Origin of the sequence: Pseudomonas aegrilactucae, from assembly GCF_019168305.1 — a bacterium.
GTDB lineage: Bacteria > Pseudomonadota > Gammaproteobacteria > Pseudomonadales > Pseudomonadaceae > Aquipseudomonas > Aquipseudomonas aegrilactucae.
Window position 1 is genome coordinate 1 of sequence record NZ_JAHTBI010000072.1, and the last position, 17,557, is coordinate 17,557.

The 17,557-nt window shown below is 65.3% G+C and carries 15 protein-coding genes and 1 pseudogene; 6 read left to right on the forward strand and 10 right to left on the reverse strand.

All coding sequences use genetic code 11. The features are described 5' to 3' along the window. Nucleotides 1-18: 18 nt before the first annotated feature. Both KUO17_RS19090 and KUO17_RS19095 read right to left on the reverse strand, forming a co-directional pair. Nucleotides 19-1,384, reverse strand: a pseudogene (locus KUO17_RS19090) (GTPase/DUF3482 domain-containing protein). Next, nucleotides 1,377-2,756: a DUF2868 domain-containing protein gene (locus KUO17_RS19095; RefSeq protein WP_341869635.1), complete on the reverse strand. Its 1,380-nt coding sequence runs from the start codon at nt 2,754-2,756 to the stop codon at nt 1,377-1,379. Before KUO17_RS19095 ends, KUO17_RS19090 begins: the two are co-directional and overlap by 8 nt. 76 nt (nt 2,757-2,832) lie before the next feature. Between KUO17_RS19095 and KUO17_RS19100 the strand changes: the two genes are divergently transcribed. Continuing rightward, nucleotides 2,833-3,351 (forward strand): dihydrofolate reductase, encoded by a 519-nt coding sequence (locus KUO17_RS19100; RefSeq protein WP_217977080.1) that lies wholly within the window; start codon nt 2,833-2,835, stop codon nt 3,349-3,351. Between the two features lie 105 nt (nt 3,352-3,456). Here the strand turns inward: KUO17_RS19100 and KUO17_RS19105 are convergent, their stop codons facing one another. The 3 genes from KUO17_RS19105 to KUO17_RS19115 form a co-directional block, all read right to left on the reverse strand. Continuing rightward, entirely contained in the window at nt 3,457-4,848 is a 1,392-nt protein-coding gene (locus tag KUO17_RS19105) for an L-cystine transporter (protein WP_217977081.1), read from the reverse strand. A gap of 500 nt (nt 4,849-5,348) precedes the next feature. Further along, a complete protein-coding gene (ilvD, locus tag KUO17_RS19110; RefSeq protein ID WP_217977082.1) occupies nt 5,349-7,190 on the reverse strand; it encodes a dihydroxy-acid dehydratase in 1,842 nt (613 codons plus the stop codon). Nucleotides 7,191-7,210: 20 nt separating this feature from the next. Beyond that, entirely contained in the window at nt 7,211-7,444 is a 234-nt protein-coding gene (locus tag KUO17_RS19115; RefSeq protein ID WP_217977083.1) for a hypothetical protein, read from the reverse strand. A gap of 224 nt (nt 7,445-7,668) precedes the next feature. Between KUO17_RS19115 and mgtE the strand changes: the two genes are divergently transcribed. Both mgtE and KUO17_RS19125 read left to right on the forward strand, forming a co-directional pair. Beyond that, complete coding sequence (gene mgtE, locus KUO17_RS19120; RefSeq protein ID WP_217977084.1) at nt 7,669-8,736, forward strand: magnesium transporter; 1,068 nt, start codon at nt 7,669-7,671, stop codon at nt 8,734-8,736. A 152-nt stretch (nt 8,737-8,888) separates the two neighbouring features. Next, nucleotides 8,889-10,559, forward strand: a complete 1,671-nt coding sequence (locus KUO17_RS19125) for a DUF4153 domain-containing protein (RefSeq protein ID WP_217977085.1) — start codon at nt 8,889-8,891, stop codon at nt 10,557-10,559. Nucleotides 10,560-10,675: 116 nt separating this feature from the next. Here KUO17_RS19125 and KUO17_RS19130 read toward each other — a convergent pair whose 3' ends face one another. Further along, on the reverse strand, nt 10,676-11,872 hold the full coding sequence (locus KUO17_RS19130; RefSeq protein ID WP_217977086.1) for a class I SAM-dependent rRNA methyltransferase: 1,197 nt from the start codon (nt 11,870-11,872) through the stop codon (nt 10,676-10,678). A 76-nt stretch (nt 11,873-11,948) separates the two neighbouring features. After that, entirely contained in the window at nt 11,949-12,488 is a 540-nt protein-coding gene (locus tag KUO17_RS19135) for a type 1 glutamine amidotransferase domain-containing protein (protein WP_217977087.1), read from the reverse strand. 138 nt (nt 12,489-12,626) lie between these two features. On the opposite strand from KUO17_RS19135, the gene KUO17_RS19140 reads away from it, so the two are divergent. Together KUO17_RS19140 and mutM are read left to right on the forward strand one after the other, a co-directional pair. Continuing rightward, on the forward strand, nt 12,627-13,493 hold the full coding sequence (locus KUO17_RS19140) for an HDOD domain-containing protein (protein WP_217977088.1): 867 nt from the start codon (nt 12,627-12,629) through the stop codon (nt 13,491-13,493). A 3-nt stretch (nt 13,494-13,496) separates the two neighbouring features. Then, a complete protein-coding gene (mutM, locus tag KUO17_RS19145) occupies nt 13,497-14,309 on the forward strand; it encodes a bifunctional DNA-formamidopyrimidine glycosylase/DNA-(apurinic or apyrimidinic site) lyase (RefSeq protein ID WP_217977089.1) in 813 nt (270 codons plus the stop codon). Nucleotides 14,310-14,318: 9 nt separating this feature from the next. On the opposite strand, the gene KUO17_RS19150 is transcribed toward mutM, so the two are convergent. The 3 genes from KUO17_RS19150 to KUO17_RS19160 form a co-directional block, all read right to left on the reverse strand. Further along, complete coding sequence (locus tag KUO17_RS19150) at nt 14,319-14,570, reverse strand: YfhL family 4Fe-4S dicluster ferredoxin (protein ID WP_217977090.1); 252 nt, start codon at nt 14,568-14,570, stop codon at nt 14,319-14,321. Nucleotides 14,571-14,679: 109 nt separating this feature from the next. Beyond that, complete coding sequence (coaD, locus tag KUO17_RS19155; RefSeq protein ID WP_217977091.1) at nt 14,680-15,159, reverse strand: pantetheine-phosphate adenylyltransferase; 480 nt, start codon at nt 15,157-15,159, stop codon at nt 14,680-14,682. Between the two features lie 196 nt (nt 15,160-15,355). Beyond that, a complete protein-coding gene (locus KUO17_RS19160; protein WP_217977092.1) occupies nt 15,356-16,747 on the reverse strand; it encodes a coniferyl aldehyde dehydrogenase in 1,392 nt (463 codons plus the stop codon). A 125-nt stretch (nt 16,748-16,872) separates the two neighbouring features. On the opposite strand from KUO17_RS19160, the gene KUO17_RS19165 reads away from it, so the two are divergent. Further along, entirely contained in the window at nt 16,873-17,553 is a 681-nt protein-coding gene (locus tag KUO17_RS19165) for a TetR/AcrR family transcriptional regulator (protein ID WP_217977093.1), read from the forward strand. Nucleotides 17,554-17,557: the final 4 nt, after the last annotated feature.

Consider the following 17,557-nt stretch of genomic DNA (forward strand, 5'->3'; position numbering starts at 1 on the left):
CTTGCCAGCGAAGGGGCCCTAAAGCTCCTGCACCAGACTGTCGATCTGCTCCTGGCGCTCGGCTTGCCCCAACCTGGCCCCCGGGTTCATCGACGACCATTGCGGGTGCGCTCGTGCCTTGCTCAGGGCCTCCGGCAGCTTGCCTTCACGCCAGCCCTTGTCGGCTGGCAACTGCAGCTTTATACGGTTCGTCGCCGCATGCCCGCGGCTGTCCAGCGCCTGCAACAGCTGGCGCTGGCGCAACGCCAACAGCCGCAGCACCCCGTCATCCACGGTCAGCTCATGCTGCCCCTTTATCTTGCCCAGCAGTCGCGAGCCATAACTGCGCGCCGTCTGCACCGCGCCCCCGGCAATCGCCCCGGCCAGCGCGGCCGCGCCCAGGGTCAGGCCGCCGACCAGCAGATCGACCCCCGCACCCGCCGCGGCACCGGCGGCAACCCCGCTGCCCAACCGCACACCCAGCAGCTTGAGCGTCTCGGGGTTGAACAGGTCATCACCCCAGCGCCCGTCCAGCAGCGGCAGTTCGCCGGTAGTGGCGTCGTCCTTGCGAAACGCATACAGCTTGAGCAGCGCCTCGACACAGCGCTGCTCGCGCTGGCGAATCACCTGGTGCAACTCGCTGATCGCCGCCGCCTCCTCAGCCGGCCTGGCTACCACGCTGCGCCGGCATGCCGCGCAATCGAGCAGCAACTCGGCAATCAACCGTTTGCCGCTGTGCTGACGCGCCACGCGCTGGGCCTGCTGGTCGTCGATCAAGCGCTGCAAGGCCGGGCGCGCATTTTCCAGCAGCAGCGCCAGGCTTTCGTACAGGCGCTGCTCGCCATCCTGCGGGGGGGGCCACGCTGTCGAAGCGCACCAGTGCATGCAGCCCCAGGCGCGCCAGCGCTTCACGCCAGTCGGGCTCGCGATGGTTGTCGCTGGCCACGAAATTGAGCACCGGCAGCAGCGGTTTGCCGCAGCCGGCCAGTACTTCCAGTTCGTCACGGTACTTGGCCAGCACCGGCTCGCGGGCATCGATCACATACAGCCCGGCGTCGCTGGCCAGCAGTTGGCGCAGCACCTTGGCCTCCTGCTCGAATCGCTGGCGCGCCTCGCTGCCTTGCAGAAAGCGCTCGAGCCGCGCCGGGCCGTCCAGCCGCTCGCCCGGGCGCTCCAGGCGTTCGAGATAGTCGAGCAGGGCGATGGCGTCTTCCAGGCCCGGCGTGTCGTACAGCTCCAGCAGCGGCTCGCCCTCCACCGACAGCCGCGCGCCCTCCACATGCCGCGTGGTACTGGGGCGGTGCGAGACTTCGCCAAAGCCCACATCGCGGGTCAGGGTGCGCAGCAGCGAGGTCTTGCCGACGTTGGTGTGGCCCACCACGGCCAGTTTCAACGGCTTAGTCATGGCCATGCTCCAGCCAGTTCAAGGGGGCGCTGTCGGCATACTCCAGCCCCAGGTGCTCCAGCGCCCGGTGCCAGTCGCCCAGGCGATCGGCGTCCAGCGCCTGGCCCGGGGGCGCCTGCAACAGCCAGATGCGCACGGCCCCGGCACTGCGCGAAAGTTCGGCCAGCAGCGCCAGGCTGCCACGGTCGGGCGAGCGCCGCGGGTCGCAGGCGATGGCCAGGCGAGCGGGTGGAAAGCGGCTCAGCTGTTCGAGCAGCTTGTTGCGTGACGCGCGGCTGTCGAGGATGCCGGCATGGGTGACCGAGATCGGCAGGGCGGGCGGCCAGGGCTGCTGATCGTCAAGCTCCAGGCCGACCAGCAGGGCGCCTTCGGTGGCTGTATCGCCCTCGAAGCGAGTGACTTCGGGCAACGCGGCGGGGGCCGGGTCGTTGACGCCCAGGCGCTCGCTGCTGGGCATCAGCACCTCGCGCAATGCGCTGTAGCCGGGCAGGTCGAGGTCCAGCCCCAGGCGTTTGCGCCCGCTCTGCCAGCGCCACAGGCACACGGCCGCCAGCCCCAGGCGCGGCAGCAGGCCATACACCACCAGCACGCCGAGCATCCAGCCGGCCCACGACTGGCGGGCCAGTTCCAGGGCCGGCTCGCTTGCGCCGCTGGCACGGATCATCGCTGCGTCCGGCACACTGAAGCCCAGCAACACAGGCAGTGCGCCCAGCGCCTGGGTCAGGCCGACAAAGGTATCGGGGTGCAGGAGGGTGGTTTCCCACACGAAGCCGTAACGCCGGGTCGCCAGCAGCATCAACATCACTACCAGCGCACTGGCCAGCGCCAGCAGCCACAGGCCGTGCACCAGCAGGCCTAGCAGCCAGCGGTTCAGGCGTTGACGTTGCAGCAGCACCAGCAGGGCCGGGGCGAGGTGTGCGGCCTTGGCGTCGCGGGCGAATTTTTCGCTCAGCCACAGCCACAGGCGGCCCAGGCTCGCGCCCTGTTCACCGGCCAGAAAAAAGCCCAGCGCCCAGCTCAGCAGCATCAGCAGGTTCAGCCCCAGCAGGCTGCCCAGGGCCCAGAACACATTGATCGGGCGCTGGCCGTCGCCCAACCCGGCGAAGGCCAGGCCGGCGCCGCTGAGCACTGCCAGCACCAGCATGCCCAGCAATGCCAGGCGCGCACCGGCCTTCCAGCGCACCAGCGCGCTGTGCAGGCCGTCGCGTTCGGCCAGCCACAGGGCGCGCTGTTGAATGCGCGCGCTCAGTTCTCCGCCCTGCTGGCGGGCACGACGGTTGGCTTCCTGGTCGTCCAGCGGGCCGGCATGTTCTTCGCGCAGGCGCACGGCTTCGGTGAGCCAGCGTTTGTCCAGGTCAGTCAGTCCAATCACACCCAGGTTCCATTGATCAACACAGCCCAAAGCATAACCCAGGCATCGGCTGGCGGGCTTTGCTATCCTCGCGGGCATGAAAACATCACTGCCTCTCAGCCTGATCGCGGCCCTCGCCGAGAACCGCGTCATCGGCATCGACAACCGCATGCCCTGGCACTTGCCGGGGGATTTCAAGTATTTCAAGGCCACCACCCTGGGCAAGCCGATCATCATGGGTCGCAAGACCTGGGATTCGCTTGGCCGGCCATTGCCGGGCCGCCTGAACCTGGTGGTCAGCCGCCAGCCGGGGCTGGTGCTGGCAGGTGCCGAGGTGTTCGGTTCGCTGGATGACGCCATCGTGCGTGCCGAGCAATGGGCGCTGGAACAGGGCGTGGACGAGCTGATGCTGATCGGCGGCGCGCAGCTGTACGGGCAGGCGCTGGAGCGCGGCCTGGCGGATCGGCTGTACCTGACGCGGGTGGAGTTGAGCCCGGTTGGGGATGCGTGGTTCCCCGAGGTGGATGAACAGCAGTGGGCGGTGACGTCGACCCAGGCGAATGCGGCTGAAGGGGACAAGCCGGCTTATCATTTCGAGGTGTGGGAACGGCGTTGAGCCCAAAAGCTTCGCTGGCAAGCCAGCTCCCACAGGGATCACCGCAGTCCTTGTGGGGGCTGCGGTTCGACGCTTCGATTTGCCAGCGAAGGGGGCCTGAAGACCTCAGCTCTGCGTCAATTGCGCATGCTCATCGGCTTCCAGCAGCGCCTTGTCGGTCTGCCCCATGGCCTGGCTGGTCAAGGTCCCGGCCACCATCGAACCACTCACGTTCAACGCCGTGCGGCCCATGTCGATCAGTGGCTCCACCGAGATCAGCAGCGCCACCAGCTCCACCGGCAGGCCCATCGCCGGCAGCACGATCAGCGCGGCGAAGGTTGCACCACCGCCCACCCCGGCCACGCCGGCCGAACTCAGCGTAACGATCGCCACCAGCGTCGCGATCCACAACGGATCGAGCGGATCGATGCCCACGGCCGGCGCCACCATCACCGCCAGCATGGCAGGGTACAGCCCTGCGCAACCGTTCTGGCCGATGGTCGCGCCGAACGAGGCGGCAAAGCTTGCGATGGCCTGTGGGATACCCAGGCGACGGGTCTGCGCCTCGATGCTCAGCGGAATGCTCGCTGCGCTCGAGCGGCTGGTGAAGGCAAAGGTCAGCACCGGCCACACCTTGCGCAAGAACCGCAGCGGGTTGACCCCGCTCAGGCTCAGCAGCACGCCGTGCACCACGAACATCAGGCCCAGGCCGATGTACGACACCACCACGAAACTGCCCAGCTTGAGAATGTCGTCCAGGTTCGAGCTGGCCACTACCTTGGTCATCAGGGCCAGCACGCCGTACGGGGTGAGCTTCATCACCAGGCGCACCAGTCTCATCACCCAGGCTTGCAGGGTATCGATGGCCACCAGGGCGCGGTTGCCCTTGTCGGCATCGTCCTTGAGCAGTTGCAGCGCCGCCATGCCCAGGAACGCGGCGAAGATCACCACGCTGATGATCGAGGTGGGCTTGGCCCGCGCCAGGTCGCCCACCGGGTTGGTGGGGATGAACGACAGCAGCAGTTGCGGGATATTCAGGTCGGCAACCTTGCCCGCGTAGTCGCTCTGGATGGTCTGCATGCGCGCGGCTTCCTGCACGCCGGCCACCAGGCCTTCGGCGGTGAGGCCGAACAGGTTGGTCAGGCCGATGCCGATCAGCGCGGCGATGGCCGTGGTGAACAGCAGGGTGCCGATGGTCAGGAAGCTGATCTTGCCCAGCGACGAGGCGTTGTGCAGGCGTGCCACGGCGCTGAGGATGGAGACGAAGATCAGCGGCATGACGATCATCTGCAGCAGCGACACGTAGCCGTTGCCGACCAGGTCGAGCCAGCCGATGGTGCTTTTCAGGACCGGGTTGCCGGCCCCGTAGATCGCATGCAGGGCACTGCCGAACAGCACGCCGACGATCAGGCCGACCAGGACTTTCTTCGCCAGGCTCCAGGACGTCTTGCGGGTTTGCGCCAGGCCCAGCAGCAAGGCTGCGAACACCAGCAGGTTGAGAAACAACGGCAGGTTCATTGAGGCTCCAGAAAAAGGGCGGGGCGTCGCGTCTGTGCGCGATTGCGAACAGAAATGCTAACAGCCTGAAAAACAACGAATTTAGATCTAAATGGAATGTGCTTAGATGCTTTTGGAATATGCATATTCCGCGAGCTCTTGCGCGCGAAGAAACCAGAGAGCGGCTGGATTGATAAGAGGCGCGATTGCCGTCTGGCGTTTTCGCCGACCAGTGGGCGACAAAAACAATTAATTCTTTGACGTCTTGGCACAGGCGCATTCCGGCGTACAGCCAGGTACTTCGGCGACCCGCGCAACTTCATGTTCCGCGTGGAGTACACGCCGCAGTTCCGATCGGTGGCCTTTGCGGCCCCTTCGCTGGCAAGCCAGCTCCCACAGGTACTGCGCTGTTCTCAGGGGCAGTGCTTTACCCTGTGGGAGCTGGCTTGCCAGCGAAGGGGCCAGTGCAGGCAATAAAAAAAACCGGCGCCTGGGCGCCGGTTCCTTATTGCCGCCAGACCTTACAGCCCGTCCAGCATCGCCTTGTTGCGCACCGCGCCCTTGTCGGCACTGGTGGCCAGCAGGGCATAGGCTTTCAATGCCGTGGTCACCTTGCGCGGACGCTTCTCGACCGGCTTCCAGCCCTTCTGGTCCTGCTCGACACGACGCGCCGCCAACTCTTCGTCGCTGACCAGCAGGTTGATCGAACGGTTCGGAATGTCGATCAGCACCTTGTCGCCATCGCGCACCAGGCCAATCGCGCCACCGGCTGCCGCCTCCGGCGAAGCATGGCCGATCGACAGGCCCGAGGTGCCGCCCGAGAAACGCCCGTCGGTCAGCAGCGCACAGGCTTTGCCCAGGCCCTTGGACTTCAGGTAGGAGGTGGGGTACAGCATTTCCTGCATGCCCGGGCCGCCTTTGGGGCCTTCGTAACGGATGATCACGATGTCGCCGGCCTGCACTTCGTCGGCGAGGATGCCGCGCACGGCGCTGTCCTGGCTTTCGAAGATCTTCGCATTGCCTTCGAACACGTGGATCGACTCGTCGACACCCGCAGTTTTCACCACGCAGCCGTCCAGCGCGATGTTGCCGTACAGCACGGCCAGGCCGCCTTCCTGCGAGTAGGCATGCTCGAAGCTGCGGATACAGCCGTTCTCGCGGTCGTCGTCGAGGGTTTCCCAACGGGTCGACTGGCTGAATGCAGTCTGGGTCGGGATACCGGCCGGGCCGGCCTTGAAGAAGTGGTGCACCGCTTCATCGTCGGTCTGGGTGATGTCCCACTTGGCGATGGCTTCTTCCATGCTGCGGCTGTGCACGGTCGGCAGGTCGGTGTGCAGCAGGCCACCACGGGCCAGCGAGCCGAGGATGCTGAAGATGCCGCCGGCGCGGTGCACGTCTTCCATGTGGTACTTCTGGATGTTCGGCGCCACCTTGCACAGCTGCGGCACGCTGCGCGACAGGCGATCGATGTCGCGCAGGTCGAAGTCGATCTCGGCTTCCTGGGCGGCGGCCAGCAGGTGCAGGATGGTGTTGGTCGAACCGCCCATGGCGATGTCCAGCATCATGGCGTTCTCGAACGCCTTGAAGTTGGCGACGTTGCGCGGCAGTACCGATTCGTCGTTTTCGCCGTAGTAGCGCTGGCACAGTTCGACGATGGTGCGGCCGGCCTGCAGGAACAGCTGCTCGCGGTCGCTGTGGGTGGCCAGGGTCGAACCATTGCCCGGCAGGGCCAGGCCCAGGGCTTCGGTCAGGCAGTTCATCGAGTTGGCGGTGAACATGCCGGAGCACGAGCCGCAGGTCGGGCATGCGCTGCGCTCGTACTCGGCGACTTTTTCGTCACTGGCGGTGCTGTCGGCGGCGATCACCATGGCGTCGACCAGGTCCAGGCCATGGCTGGCCAGCTTGGTCTTGCCGGCTTCCATCGGGCCACCGGACACGAAGATCACCGGGATGTTCAGGCGCAGGGCGGCCATCAGCATGCCGGGGGTGATCTTGTCGCAGTTGGAGATGCACACGATGGCGTCGGCGCAGTGCGCATTGACCATGTACTCGACCGAGTCGGCGATGATTTCGCGACTCGGCAGCGAATAGAGCATGCCGTCGTGGCCCATGGCGATGCCGTCATCCACCGCGATGGTGTTGAATTCCTTGGCCACGCCGCCGGCGCGTTCGATCTCGCGGGCTACCAGCTGGCCCAGGTCCTTCAGGTGCACGTGGCCTGGGACGAACTGGGTGAACGAGTTGGCGATGGCAATGATCGGCTTCTTGAAGTCGGCGTCTTTCATGCCGGTGGCGCGCCACAGGGCACGAGCGCCGGCCATGTTGCGACCGTGGGTGGACGTTTTCGAGCGGTAATCAGGCATGAAGCACTCCTGGCGGCTAATCAGGTAACAAAAAGGGGAGTGAGCTTCTCTTGTCCTTTGTACCGAAGGCAGGTGGCCGCTGGTACGGATGAGGCCGAAAACGCCGCGGGATCGCCGTGGGCTCGACCAGAGCTCATAAACCCGCCGGGGATGACTGGCGATGAATAGGCCGATTCTACACCGCTGGCGGCGGGAAGGAACGGCGCAATGGCCGGATGGGCGTTTTCGCTGGTCGGCTGGTCGATGTAGGGCATTTCCCAAATGCCTTGTGCAGGGTGTCAGTGCAGGCGCGACAGGGCTACTATCCCGGCGCCGCATGTGCGGCTTACGAGACGACACCGTCAATGGACCTTCCCAGTTTCAGTTCATCACGAACTTACATTCTGGCACCGACCGCGCCCGGCGGCGGGGCGCCTGTGAGCTGACGCGTCCTGCCGTGCGGCTTCACGGCACCCTGCGCGGGTGCCTGGAGAGCACTATGAAGCACCTTGAATTTGCGCATGACCCTTGCATTTCGCACCTCTATACCGAGCGGGCCCAGGCCCAGGCCGAGCGCGATGACCTGCGGCGCGTCTGCAGCCATGCCGAAGGCACGGCGGGGGCCTTGATGAGCAGCGCGTATGCCCGTGTGGCGGTGGACCTCACGGCCGCTCAGGCGATCGACGCATTGCGCCGCGAGGCGGCGGATGCCCAGGCCCTCTACCAGGCCTACGTACTCGACGAGCAGCGGCGCCTGCTCGGGACCTTGTCGTTGCGCGAGCTGATCCTGGCGGCGCCAGACACGCCGGTGGCGCAACTGATGGTCAAGCCGGTGGTGAGTGTCACCGTGGCGGCAAGCCAGGAGTCGGTGGCGCGGCTGATCAGTCATCACGACCTGCCGGCATTGCCGGTGCTGGATGAACAGGCGCGCCTGGTAGGCATCGTCACCTGTGACGATGCCATGGACGTAGTGGTGGAGGAGGCCACCGAAGACTTCCACAAGGGCGCCCTGATTGCCACGCGCATCGGCAACCTGAAAACCGCAACCACCGGCCTGCTGTACCGCAAGCGAGTGTTCTGGCTGGTACTGCTGGTGTTCGGCAACCTGTTTTCGGGGGCGGGTATCGCTGCATTCGAAGACACCATTGCGGCCCACATCGTGCTGGTGTTCTTCCTGCCATTGCTGGTGGACAGTGGCGGCAATGCCGGTGCGCAATCGGCCACTTTGATGGTACGCGGGCTGGCAACCGGCGAAGTAGCGATGCGTGACTGGCTGTCGATGCTCGGGCGCGAGTGTGGTGTGGCGCTGTTGCTGGGGCTGACCATGGCGGTGGCGGTGGCGTCGCTGGGCGCATTGCGCGGCGGTGCCGATGTGGCGTTCATCGTGGCCAGCAGCATGCTGGTGATCGTGCTGGTGGGCAGCCTGATCGGCATGAGCCTGCCATTCCTGCTCAGCCGCCTGCGGCTCGATCCGGCCACAGCGAGCGGGCCGCTGGTAACCTCGATTGCGGATGCGGCGGGGGTACTGGTGTACTTCGGGATTGCTTCCCAGGTGCTGGATATCTGAAACGACGGCACGCGTGGCGCCAGCGTTGCCGACGCTGGCCGCTGTCTTTGCGGCTACGCATGGACGTTGACGCGGGGGGCGTGGCCTAGCCGCACAGGGCTGCTTGGCTCTAGACTGCGCGCCTTGTGCACCCCCTCGCAAAAGGACTTGGAATGCCCGTGCTCAACCGTTCCGTGCTGTATTACATCGCCATCGCCCTGGTACAGGGGGTGCTGCTGCTCAGCCATCTCTACTATCGCCATCCCGCGCTCGGCGCCTTCACGGCCACGCTGGCCCTGGTGGGTGGTCTCAACCTGCAACTGCTCGGCAGCGCGGTACGCCAGCGCGGCACCTGGCTGCTGGTGGCCGGCCTGACATTGCTGATGGCCAGTATCTCTGCCTGGCTGTTTGCACAGTCGGATGACTGGCAGTGGACCCGCTGGATACCGGCCTCGCTGGTGCTGGCCTATATCGGCGCGGCGTTCATCCTCAGTTGGCCGACCCGCGACGGCAACCGCCTGCGCTATCAGGACTTGTACCGACATGCCTGGAACAATGCCTTCATCATATTGCTGGCATTGCTGGTCACCCTGGCGTTCTGGATGCTGCTGTGGCTGTGCGGTCGGTTGTTCACGATCCTGGGCGCGCCGGTGCTCAGCGATATATTTGCCTCGGCCGAATTCATCTACGTGTGCCTGCCGATCTTCTTCTCGCTGGGCATCCGCATGGGGCGCGAGAACGACAAGGTCATCGGCCTGCTGCGCAATGTGCTGCTGACCGTGTGCCGCTACCTGCTGCCGCTGTGCTCGCTGATCGCTCTGGTGTTCACCCTGGCACTGGCGGTGAGCGGGGTCGAGCCGATCTTCAACACCGGCTACTCCACCAGCATCCTGCTGTGCCTGGCGGGCAGCACGCTGTTCCTGCTCAACGGCGTGTTCCAGGACGGCGAGCACGATGCCGGTTACGCCAGGCCGCTGAAGTTGCTGGTGAACGCCAGCCTGGTGTGCCTGCCGCTGCTGATGGGGCTGGCGGGCTATTCGAGCTGGCTGCGCATTGACCAGTACGGCCTGACGCCGCAGCGTTTTCTGGCGATGCTGCTGATTGGTATCGCGCTGGTGCACAGCCTGGCGGCGTTGTGGGCCATACGCCCGCGTCAGGCGGTGTGGCTGGGTAGCCTGCGGCGCAGCAACCCGTTGATCGCGCTGCTCAGCTTCGTGGTGCTGATACTGGTATTTACCCCGGTGCTCAACCCGTTGACCTACAGTGCCGCCAACCAGGTGGAGCGGCTGTTGAGCGGGCGCACCTCGGCAGACAAGTTCGATATGCGCGCCTTGCGTCATCGGCTTGGCCAGCCGGGGCTGGAGCAGTTCGAACGCCTGTCGCGGCTGGTCAAGGAGGGTCAGATTCTCGATGCGGCCAGCCGCGAGCTGTTGGCCGATCGCCTGCTGGAAGCCGAACCCGTGAGCATGTCGCCGCGTGAATACGGACCAAAGCTGGAATGGATCGGGCCTGAGCCTGAAGACAGCGCGCAAATGCTCAACCTGACCCTGATCGAAAGCCAGTGCGGCAGCTCGGGGTGTGCGGCCTGGCAGGTGGACCTGGATGACGATGGGGCCAACGAGGTGCTGGTGGTGCCCAAGCACGAGTACTCGACGTCGGCGTTCGTGTATGCGCGTCACAAGGGTGCCTGGCGTGACTATGCGCGGGTGGACAGGGTCGGTACGGGCCGGCAACTGATCGAGCAGATCCGTGCGGGCACGCTCAAGCTGGCACGCCCGCGCTACAAGACCCTGGTGATCGATGGGCAGGAGCTGGGGATGATGCCGTACTCGCAGCGCGATTGAGGGTGCATGGCGCTCCAATGGCAGCGGTGATCCCTGTGGGCGCTGGCTTGCCAGCGAAGAGGCCGGTACCGGCAAAAAAAATCCCGGCACCTGGCCGGGATTTTCGTCCACCGCGATCAGCTGTTGGGCAGCAACCGGCAGGTGATGCTCTTGATGTAGCGGGTTTCCGGGATCGCCGGGTGCACCGGGTGGTCCGGGCCCTGGCCGCCGCGCTCGAGCAACTGCATGTTGCGGTCCAGGTGACGGGCACTGGTCAGCAGGATGTTCTGCAGGTCATCCTCGGGCAGGTGCATCGAGCACGACGCACTCACCAGGATGCCGTCCTTGCTCAGCAGGCGCATGGCCTGCTCGTTCAGGCGACGGTACGCGCCTTCGCCGTTCTTCAGGTCCTTCTTGCGCTTGATGAACGCGGGCGGGTCGGCCACGATCACGTCGAAACGCTCTTCGGCCGCCTTGAGCTCGCGCAGCGCCTCGAACACGTCGCCTTCGACACAGGTGACTTTCTCGGCAATGCCGTTGAGCGCCGCATTGCGCTCCACACCATCGAGGGCGAAGCTCGATGCATCCACGCAGAACACTTCGCTGGCGCCAAACGCACCGGCCTGCACGCCCCAGCCACCGATGTAGCTGAACAGGTCGAGCACACGCTTGCCCTTCACGTACGGCGCCAGACGCGCGCGGTTCATGCGGTGGTCGTAGAACCAGCCGGTCTTCTGGCCTTCCATCACCGGCGCTTCGAACTTCACGCCGTTCTCTTCCAGCGCCACCCACTCCGGCACCAGGCCGAACACGGTTTCGACATAACGGTTCAGGCCCTCGGCATCACGCGCCGCCGAGTCGTTCTTGAACAGGATGCCGCTTGGCTTGAGCACCTGCACCAGGGCGGCGATCACCTCGTCCTTGTGCTGTTCCATGGTGGCCGAGGCCAGCTGCACGACAAGGATGTCGCCGAAACGGTCGACCACCAGGCCCGGCAGCAGGTCCGAGTCGCCGTACACCAGGCGGTAGAACGGCTTGTCGAACAGGCGCTCGCGCAGCGACAGGGCCACGTTGATGCGGTGTACCAGCAGCGACTTGTCCAGTGCCAGCTTGGCGTCACGCGACAGCAGGCGTGCGCAGATCAGGTTGTTCGGGCTCATCGCGACGATGCCCAGCGGCTTGCCGCCGGCACCTTCGAGTACCGCCTGGTCGCCGGCCTTGAAGCCATGCAGCGGGGTCGCGGCGACGTCGATTTCGTTGCTGTACACCCACAGGTGGCCGGCGCGCAGGCGGCGGTCGGCGTTGGCTTTGAGGCGAAGGCTGGGCAGGGACATGACGTCGCTCCGGAAAAAAGAGCGGGAGTATAGCGCGTCGGCCGGGCACGCGGCTCGGCCGGCGACAAATAGCCCGTCAGGCGCCCAGGGCACTCAGCAACTGGGCGTTGAAGGCCGGGATATCGTCGGGATCACGGCTGCTGATCAGGTTGCCATCGATCACCACGGCATCATCCAGCCACAGGCCACCGGCATTGATGATGTCGTCGCGCACGCTCTTGTAGCTGGTCATCTTGCGGTCCTTGACCAGGTTGCTCGATACCAGCAGCCAGCCGCCATGACAGATGACCGCCAGGGTTTTGCCGGCGGCGTCGTGGGCCTTGACCAGCTTCTGCGCGGCAGAATTGATGCGGATTGTGTCGGAGTTCTGCACCCCGCCCGGCAGCACGATGGCGTCATACACCTCGCCCCGGGCCGCGTCGAAAGTGCCGTCGACGGTGAAGTCATCGGCCGGCTCATCGTGGTGCCAGCCTTTGACCGTGCCGGCCTTGTCCGACAGGATCTCGACCCGTGCGCCGCTCTGTTGCAGGGCTTGCATGGGCCCTGTCAGTTCCACCTGCTCGAAGCCGTCGGTGACCAGCATGGCGACGCGCTTGCCGCTCAATGGGGTTGTCATTGCTGTGCTCCTTTTTCCGTTTGATCTGTAGCCAGCAGGCCGCAGGCAGGCAGGTAAAGTTCCTTTGGACTGCATCAACGGGTGTCTCCCGGCACGCGTGCAGGGTTAGAATCGCCCCTCAGCCCCGAGTGTGTACTTATGTCCCAGGAACTTACCGCCGAACAGATCCAGCAAGCCCTGCAGGGCATCAGCGTACCGCCACAGCCGCAGATCATGGTCGACCTGCAGTTCGAGCAGTACATGCCCGACCCCGACCTCGAAACGATCGCCAAGCTGATCGCCCAGGACCCGGGCCTGTCCGGCGCGCTGCTCAAGCTGGTCAACTCCCCGTATTACGGGTTGACCAACAAGATCGCCTCGATCCAGCGCGCGGTGAACCTGCTGGGCAGCCGCTCGATCATCAATCTGATCAACGCGCAGTCGATCAAGGGCGAGATGAGCGACGCCACCATCGTCACCCTCAACCGCTTCTGGGATACCGCCCAGGACGTGGCCATGACCTGCCTGACCCTGGCCAAGCGCATCGGCTCGCAGGCGGTGGACGAAGCCTATGCACTGGGCCTGTTCCACGATTGCGGCGTGCCGCTGATGCTCAAGCGGTTTCCCGACTACATGGACACCCTGGAGCAGGCCTACGCCAATGCCGGCTCCGAGCAGCGTGTGGTCGACACCGAGAACCGCGTGTTCAACACCAACCATGCGGTGGTCGGTTACTACACCGCCAAGTCGTGGCGCCTGCCGGAGCATGTGAGTGCGGCCATCGCCAACCACCACAATGCGCTGGCGGTGTTCAGCGACGAGTCGGCGCGCAACACCCAGCTCAAGAACCTGCTGGCGATCCTGAAGATGGCCGAGCATATCTGCAGCTCCTGCCGGGTGCTGGGCAACCAGAGCGTGGACCATGAATGGAACACCGTCGGGCACCTGGTGCTCGACTACGTCGGCCTGTCGGAGTACGACTTCGAGAACCTCAAGCAGACCATCCGCGAAATGGGCGCGCACTGATCCATGCCTGAACTCCCTGAAGTCGAGACCACCCGCCGCGGCATTGCGCCCTACCTTGAAGGGCAGCGTGTCAGCCGCGTGATCGTGCGCGAGCAGCGCCTGCGCTGGCCGATTCCCGAAGACCTCGACGTGCGCCTGTCCGGGCAACGCTTCGTGTCGGTGCAGCGACGTGCCAAGTACCTGTTGCTCAACGCCGAGGTGGGTACGCTGATCAGCCACCTGGGCATGTCGGGCAATCTGCGGCTGGTGGAGATCGGCTTGCCGGCGGCCAAGCACGAGCATGTGGACATCGAACTGGAGTCGGGGCTGGCGCTGCGCTACACCGATCCGCGTCGGTTCGGCGCCATGCTGTGGACCGCCGACCCGCTGCAGCACGAGCTGCTGCTGCGCCTGGGGCCGGAGCCATTGACCGACCTGTTCGACGGCGAGCGTCTGTTCCAGCAGTCACGCGGGCGCTCGATGGCGGTCAAGCCGTTCATCATGGACAACGCGGTGGTGGTGGGGGTGGGCAACATCTATGCGACCGAGGCGCTGTTCGCGGCGGGCATCGACCCGCGCCGGCCGGCGGGGGGGATTTCGCGGGCGCGTTATGTGCGCCTGGGCATCGAGATCAAGCGGGTGCTGGCGCATGCCATCGAGCGGGGCGGTACCACGCTGCGCGATTTCATCGGGGGCGATGGCCAGCCGGGCTACTTTCAGCAGGAGCTGTTTGTGTACGGGCGCGGGGAAGAGCCGTGCAAGGTGTGCGGCACGGTATTGCGCAACGTGACCCTGGGCCAGCGCGCCAGCGTGTTCTGCCCGCGCTGCCAGACCTGACGGCCTGTATCAGGCCTTGCCGGTGATCTTGCGGTACTTGGCCATCAGTTCGTCTTCGCTTTCCGGGTGCGCTTCATCCAGCGGGATGCAGTCGACCGGGCAGACTTGCTGGCACTGGGGTTCGTCGTAGTGGCCCACGCACTGGGTGCACAGGTTGGGGTCGATCACGTAGATCTCTTCGCCCTGGGAGATGGCGGCGTTCGGGCACTCGGGTTCGCAGACGTCGCAATTGATGCAATCGTCGGTGATGATCAGGGACATGGGGACTCCGGCCGGGGCATCAGGCCCGGGCATATGAAAACCGATGGGCACAATTGTGCCGCATTAACGCCCGCAGTGCACGCGGGCGCGGTTCTCGCGCGCGGCGCAGTTACTTCTTGAAGCGCTCGGTCAGCGCATCGGCCACCACCGGGTGGACGAACTTGGTGATGTCGCCGCCCAGGGCCGCGATTTCGCGCACCAGGGTCGAGGAGATGAACGAATAGCGCTCCGAAGGCGTCAGGAACAGGCTTTCGACGTCGGGCGCCAGTTGCCGGTTCATGTTCGCCAGCTGGAATTCATACTCGAAGTCGGAGACGGCGCGCAGCCCGCGCAGGAACACATTGGCCTGCTGCTCCTTGGCAAAGTGCGCCAGCAGCGTGGAAAAGCCGATGACCTGCACATTGGGCAGGTGCCTGGTGACCTCACGCGCAAGCTCGACCCGTTGCTCCAGGGGGAACAGCGGGTTCTTCTTGGGGCTGGCGGCGACCGCGATGATCACTTCGTCGAACAGCCGGGAGGCCCGCTCGACGAGATCGCCATGGCCCTTGGTGATAGGGTCGAAAGTACCTGGGTACAACACTCGGTTCATCGCGTCGTCCTGGCAGGAGTGCGTTTGGGAGTCGGATGGTATCGCAGCCGCTTCGGTCGGCCAAGTCGCCTGCACCCGCTCAAGGCACTATAGACAGCCGTTATAATACTTGTCATCCGCCGTTGGCCAGGCGCCGGTACGGGTCGGGCGCGTCGGAGCGCAGCAGCAAGGGCGGGGCTGTTGATGGCGCGCAGGCTCAGCGAATGAACAGCCGGTACACCCACCGATGCAGCGCCTTGCCGTACGGCGGGTAGATCAACCGGGCCGCATTCACCCGCTGCTTGGCGAACACCGCCCGGGCATGGCTGAAGGTCTTGAAGCCCTCATGCCCGTGGTAGTTGCCCATGCCCGATGGCCCGACCCCGCCAAACGGCAGGTCATCCTGTGCCACCTGCAGCAAGGTGTCGTTCAGGCACACCCCGCCCGAGTGGGTCTGCTCCAGTACCCGCTGCTGCTCGCCACGGTCATAGCCGAAGTAGTACAGCGCCAGCGGGCGCGGGCGCCGGGCCACGTAAGCCAGCGCCTCGGCCAGGCTGTCGTAGGGCACCACCGGCAGCACCGGGCCGAAGATCTCGTCCTGCATCACCTGCATGCTGTCGTCGACCTGCAGCAGCACCTGCGGCGGCAGGCGCCGGCCTTCGCGTGCTTCACCCGGATACAGGTCCAGCACCGTTGCGCCCTTGTCGTGTGCGTCGGCCAGGTAACGGTTCAGGCGCGCCAGGTGCCGTGCATTGATGATCGCGCTGTAGTCGGGGTTGCCCTGTACCTGTGGATAAAACCGCAACACTGCCTGGCGGTACGCCTCGACGAAAGCGTCCAGGCGCGTCCGTGGCACCAGCACGTAGTCAGGCGCCACGCAGGTCTGCCCGGCATTCAGGGTCTTGCCGAACGCAATGCGCTCGGCTGCATGCTCCAGGGGGACGTCGGCCGAGACGATGGCCGGTGACTTGCCGCCCAGCTCCAGGGTCACCGGAGTCAGGTTTTGCGCCGCAGCTGCCATCACGTGGCGACCGATGCTGGTGGCCCCGGTAAACAGCAGGTGGTCGAACGGCAGGCGCGAGAAGGCTTCGCCGACCTCGGCCTCACCCAGCACCACGCTCACCAGGTCCTCGGGGAATACCTCGCCCAGCAGGCGCTGGAGCAGCTCGCCGGTGGCCGGTGTGGCCTCGCTGAGTTTGAGCATGACCCGATTGCCCGCCGCCAGGGCCGCCGTCAGCGGCCCCATGGCCAGGAACAGCGGGTAGTTCCACGGCACGATCACGCCCACCACGCCCAGGGGCTGATACAGCACCCGAGCAGTGGCCGGCTGGAACGCCAGGCCGACCTTGCGCCGCACCGCTTTCATCCAGCCCGCCAAGTGCTGCTCGGCATGGCGAATGCCCTGTACGCTGGGCATCAGTTCGGCCAGCAGCGTCTCGTCGGCGCTGCGCCCGCCGAAGTCCTGGCTGATCGCCTCGACCAGTGCACGCTGGTGCTCGAGCAGCATCCGCCGCAGGCTCTTGAGCCACTGCAGGCGTTGCGCCAAAGGCGCCATTGGCAGCCCGGCAAAGGCCTGGCGCTGGCGGTCGAACAGGGTTTGGGCAGGCATGTGGGGGTCCCCGGCAGGGCGGTTTTTAATAGAGCTTATACTCTACTATTGCCAGCGGTACATCCTGTGACGGATACGCCGTAAGATAAGCCCATTCCCCCGAGCTCATGCCTTTGGAGCTGACCATGGCAGCGCGCATCAAGACCCGCGAGCGTATCGTGCAGACCAGCCTGGAACTGTTCAACCAGCAGGGCGAACGCAGTGTCAGTACCAACCACATTGCGGCGCACATGGAGATTTCCCCCGGTAACCTGTATTACCACTTCGCCAACAAGCAGGCGATCGTCGCGGTGCTGTTCAACCAGTACGAAACCCTGGTGGACAGTTTCCTGCACCCGCCCCAGGGCCGTGCGGCCACCGTCGACGACAAGCGTTTCTACCTCAAGGCGCTGCTGGCGGCGATGTGGAGCTACCGCTTTGTGCACCGTGACCTGGAACACCTGCTCGACAGTGACAAGGCGCTGGCCGCCCGCTATCGGCACTTTTCGCAGCGCTGCCTGCTGCAGGGCCAGGCGATCTACCGCGGCTTCGTCGAGGCCGACATCGTCGCCATGGACTGTGTGCAGATCGAGTCGCTGACCCTCAATGCCTGGATCGTGCTGACCTCCTGGGTGCGCTTTCTGTGCACCACACGGGAAAATGCCGCGTACCTGAGTGAGGACGCGATCAAGCGCGGTGTCTATCAGGTATTGGTGCTGGAGCTGGGGTTCGTCACTGCCCGCGCCCGCCCGGCAGTGGATGCATTGTGCACGGAATTCTACGTACCGCTGGACCAGGCGCTGGGACAGCAGGGCGCCCCTCTTTGAACCG

Excerpts from the sequence above, each read along its gene's own strand:
- KUO17_RS19100 (WP_217977080.1), top strand. The coding sequence starts at position 2,833 with ATGAAAACATCACTGCCTCTCAGCCTGATCGCGGCCCTCGCCGAGAAC.
- KUO17_RS19105 (WP_217977081.1), bottom strand. The coding sequence starts at position 4,848 with ATGAACCTGCCGTTGTTTCTCAACCTGCTGGTGTTCGCAGCCTTGCTG.
- ilvD (WP_217977082.1), bottom strand. The coding sequence starts at position 7,190 with ATGCCTGATTACCGCTCGAAAACGTCCACCCACGGTCGCAACATGGCC.
- KUO17_RS19115 (WP_217977083.1), bottom strand. The coding sequence starts at position 7,444 with ATGCCCTACATCGACCAGCCGACCAGCGAAAACGCCCATCCGGCCATT.
- mgtE (WP_217977084.1), top strand. The coding sequence starts at position 7,669 with ATGAAGCACCTTGAATTTGCGCATGACCCTTGCATTTCGCACCTCTAT.
- KUO17_RS19125 (WP_217977085.1), top strand. The coding sequence starts at position 8,889 with ATGCCCGTGCTCAACCGTTCCGTGCTGTATTACATCGCCATCGCCCTG.
- KUO17_RS19130 (WP_217977086.1), bottom strand. The coding sequence starts at position 11,872 with ATGTCCCTGCCCAGCCTTCGCCTCAAAGCCAACGCCGACCGCCGCCTG.
- KUO17_RS19135 (WP_217977087.1), bottom strand. The coding sequence starts at position 12,488 with ATGACAACCCCATTGAGCGGCAAGCGCGTCGCCATGCTGGTCACCGAC.
- KUO17_RS19140 (WP_217977088.1), top strand. The coding sequence starts at position 12,627 with ATGTCCCAGGAACTTACCGCCGAACAGATCCAGCAAGCCCTGCAGGGC.
- mutM (WP_217977089.1), top strand. The coding sequence starts at position 13,497 with ATGCCTGAACTCCCTGAAGTCGAGACCACCCGCCGCGGCATTGCGCCC.
- KUO17_RS19150 (WP_217977090.1), bottom strand. The coding sequence starts at position 14,570 with ATGTCCCTGATCATCACCGACGATTGCATCAATTGCGACGTCTGCGAA.
- coaD (WP_217977091.1), bottom strand. The coding sequence starts at position 15,159 with ATGAACCGAGTGTTGTACCCAGGTACTTTCGACCCTATCACCAAGGGC.
- KUO17_RS19160 (WP_217977092.1), bottom strand. The coding sequence starts at position 16,747 with ATGCCTGCCCAAACCCTGTTCGACCGCCAGCGCCAGGCCTTTGCCGGG.
- KUO17_RS19165 (WP_217977093.1), top strand. The coding sequence starts at position 16,873 with ATGGCAGCGCGCATCAAGACCCGCGAGCGTATCGTGCAGACCAGCCTG.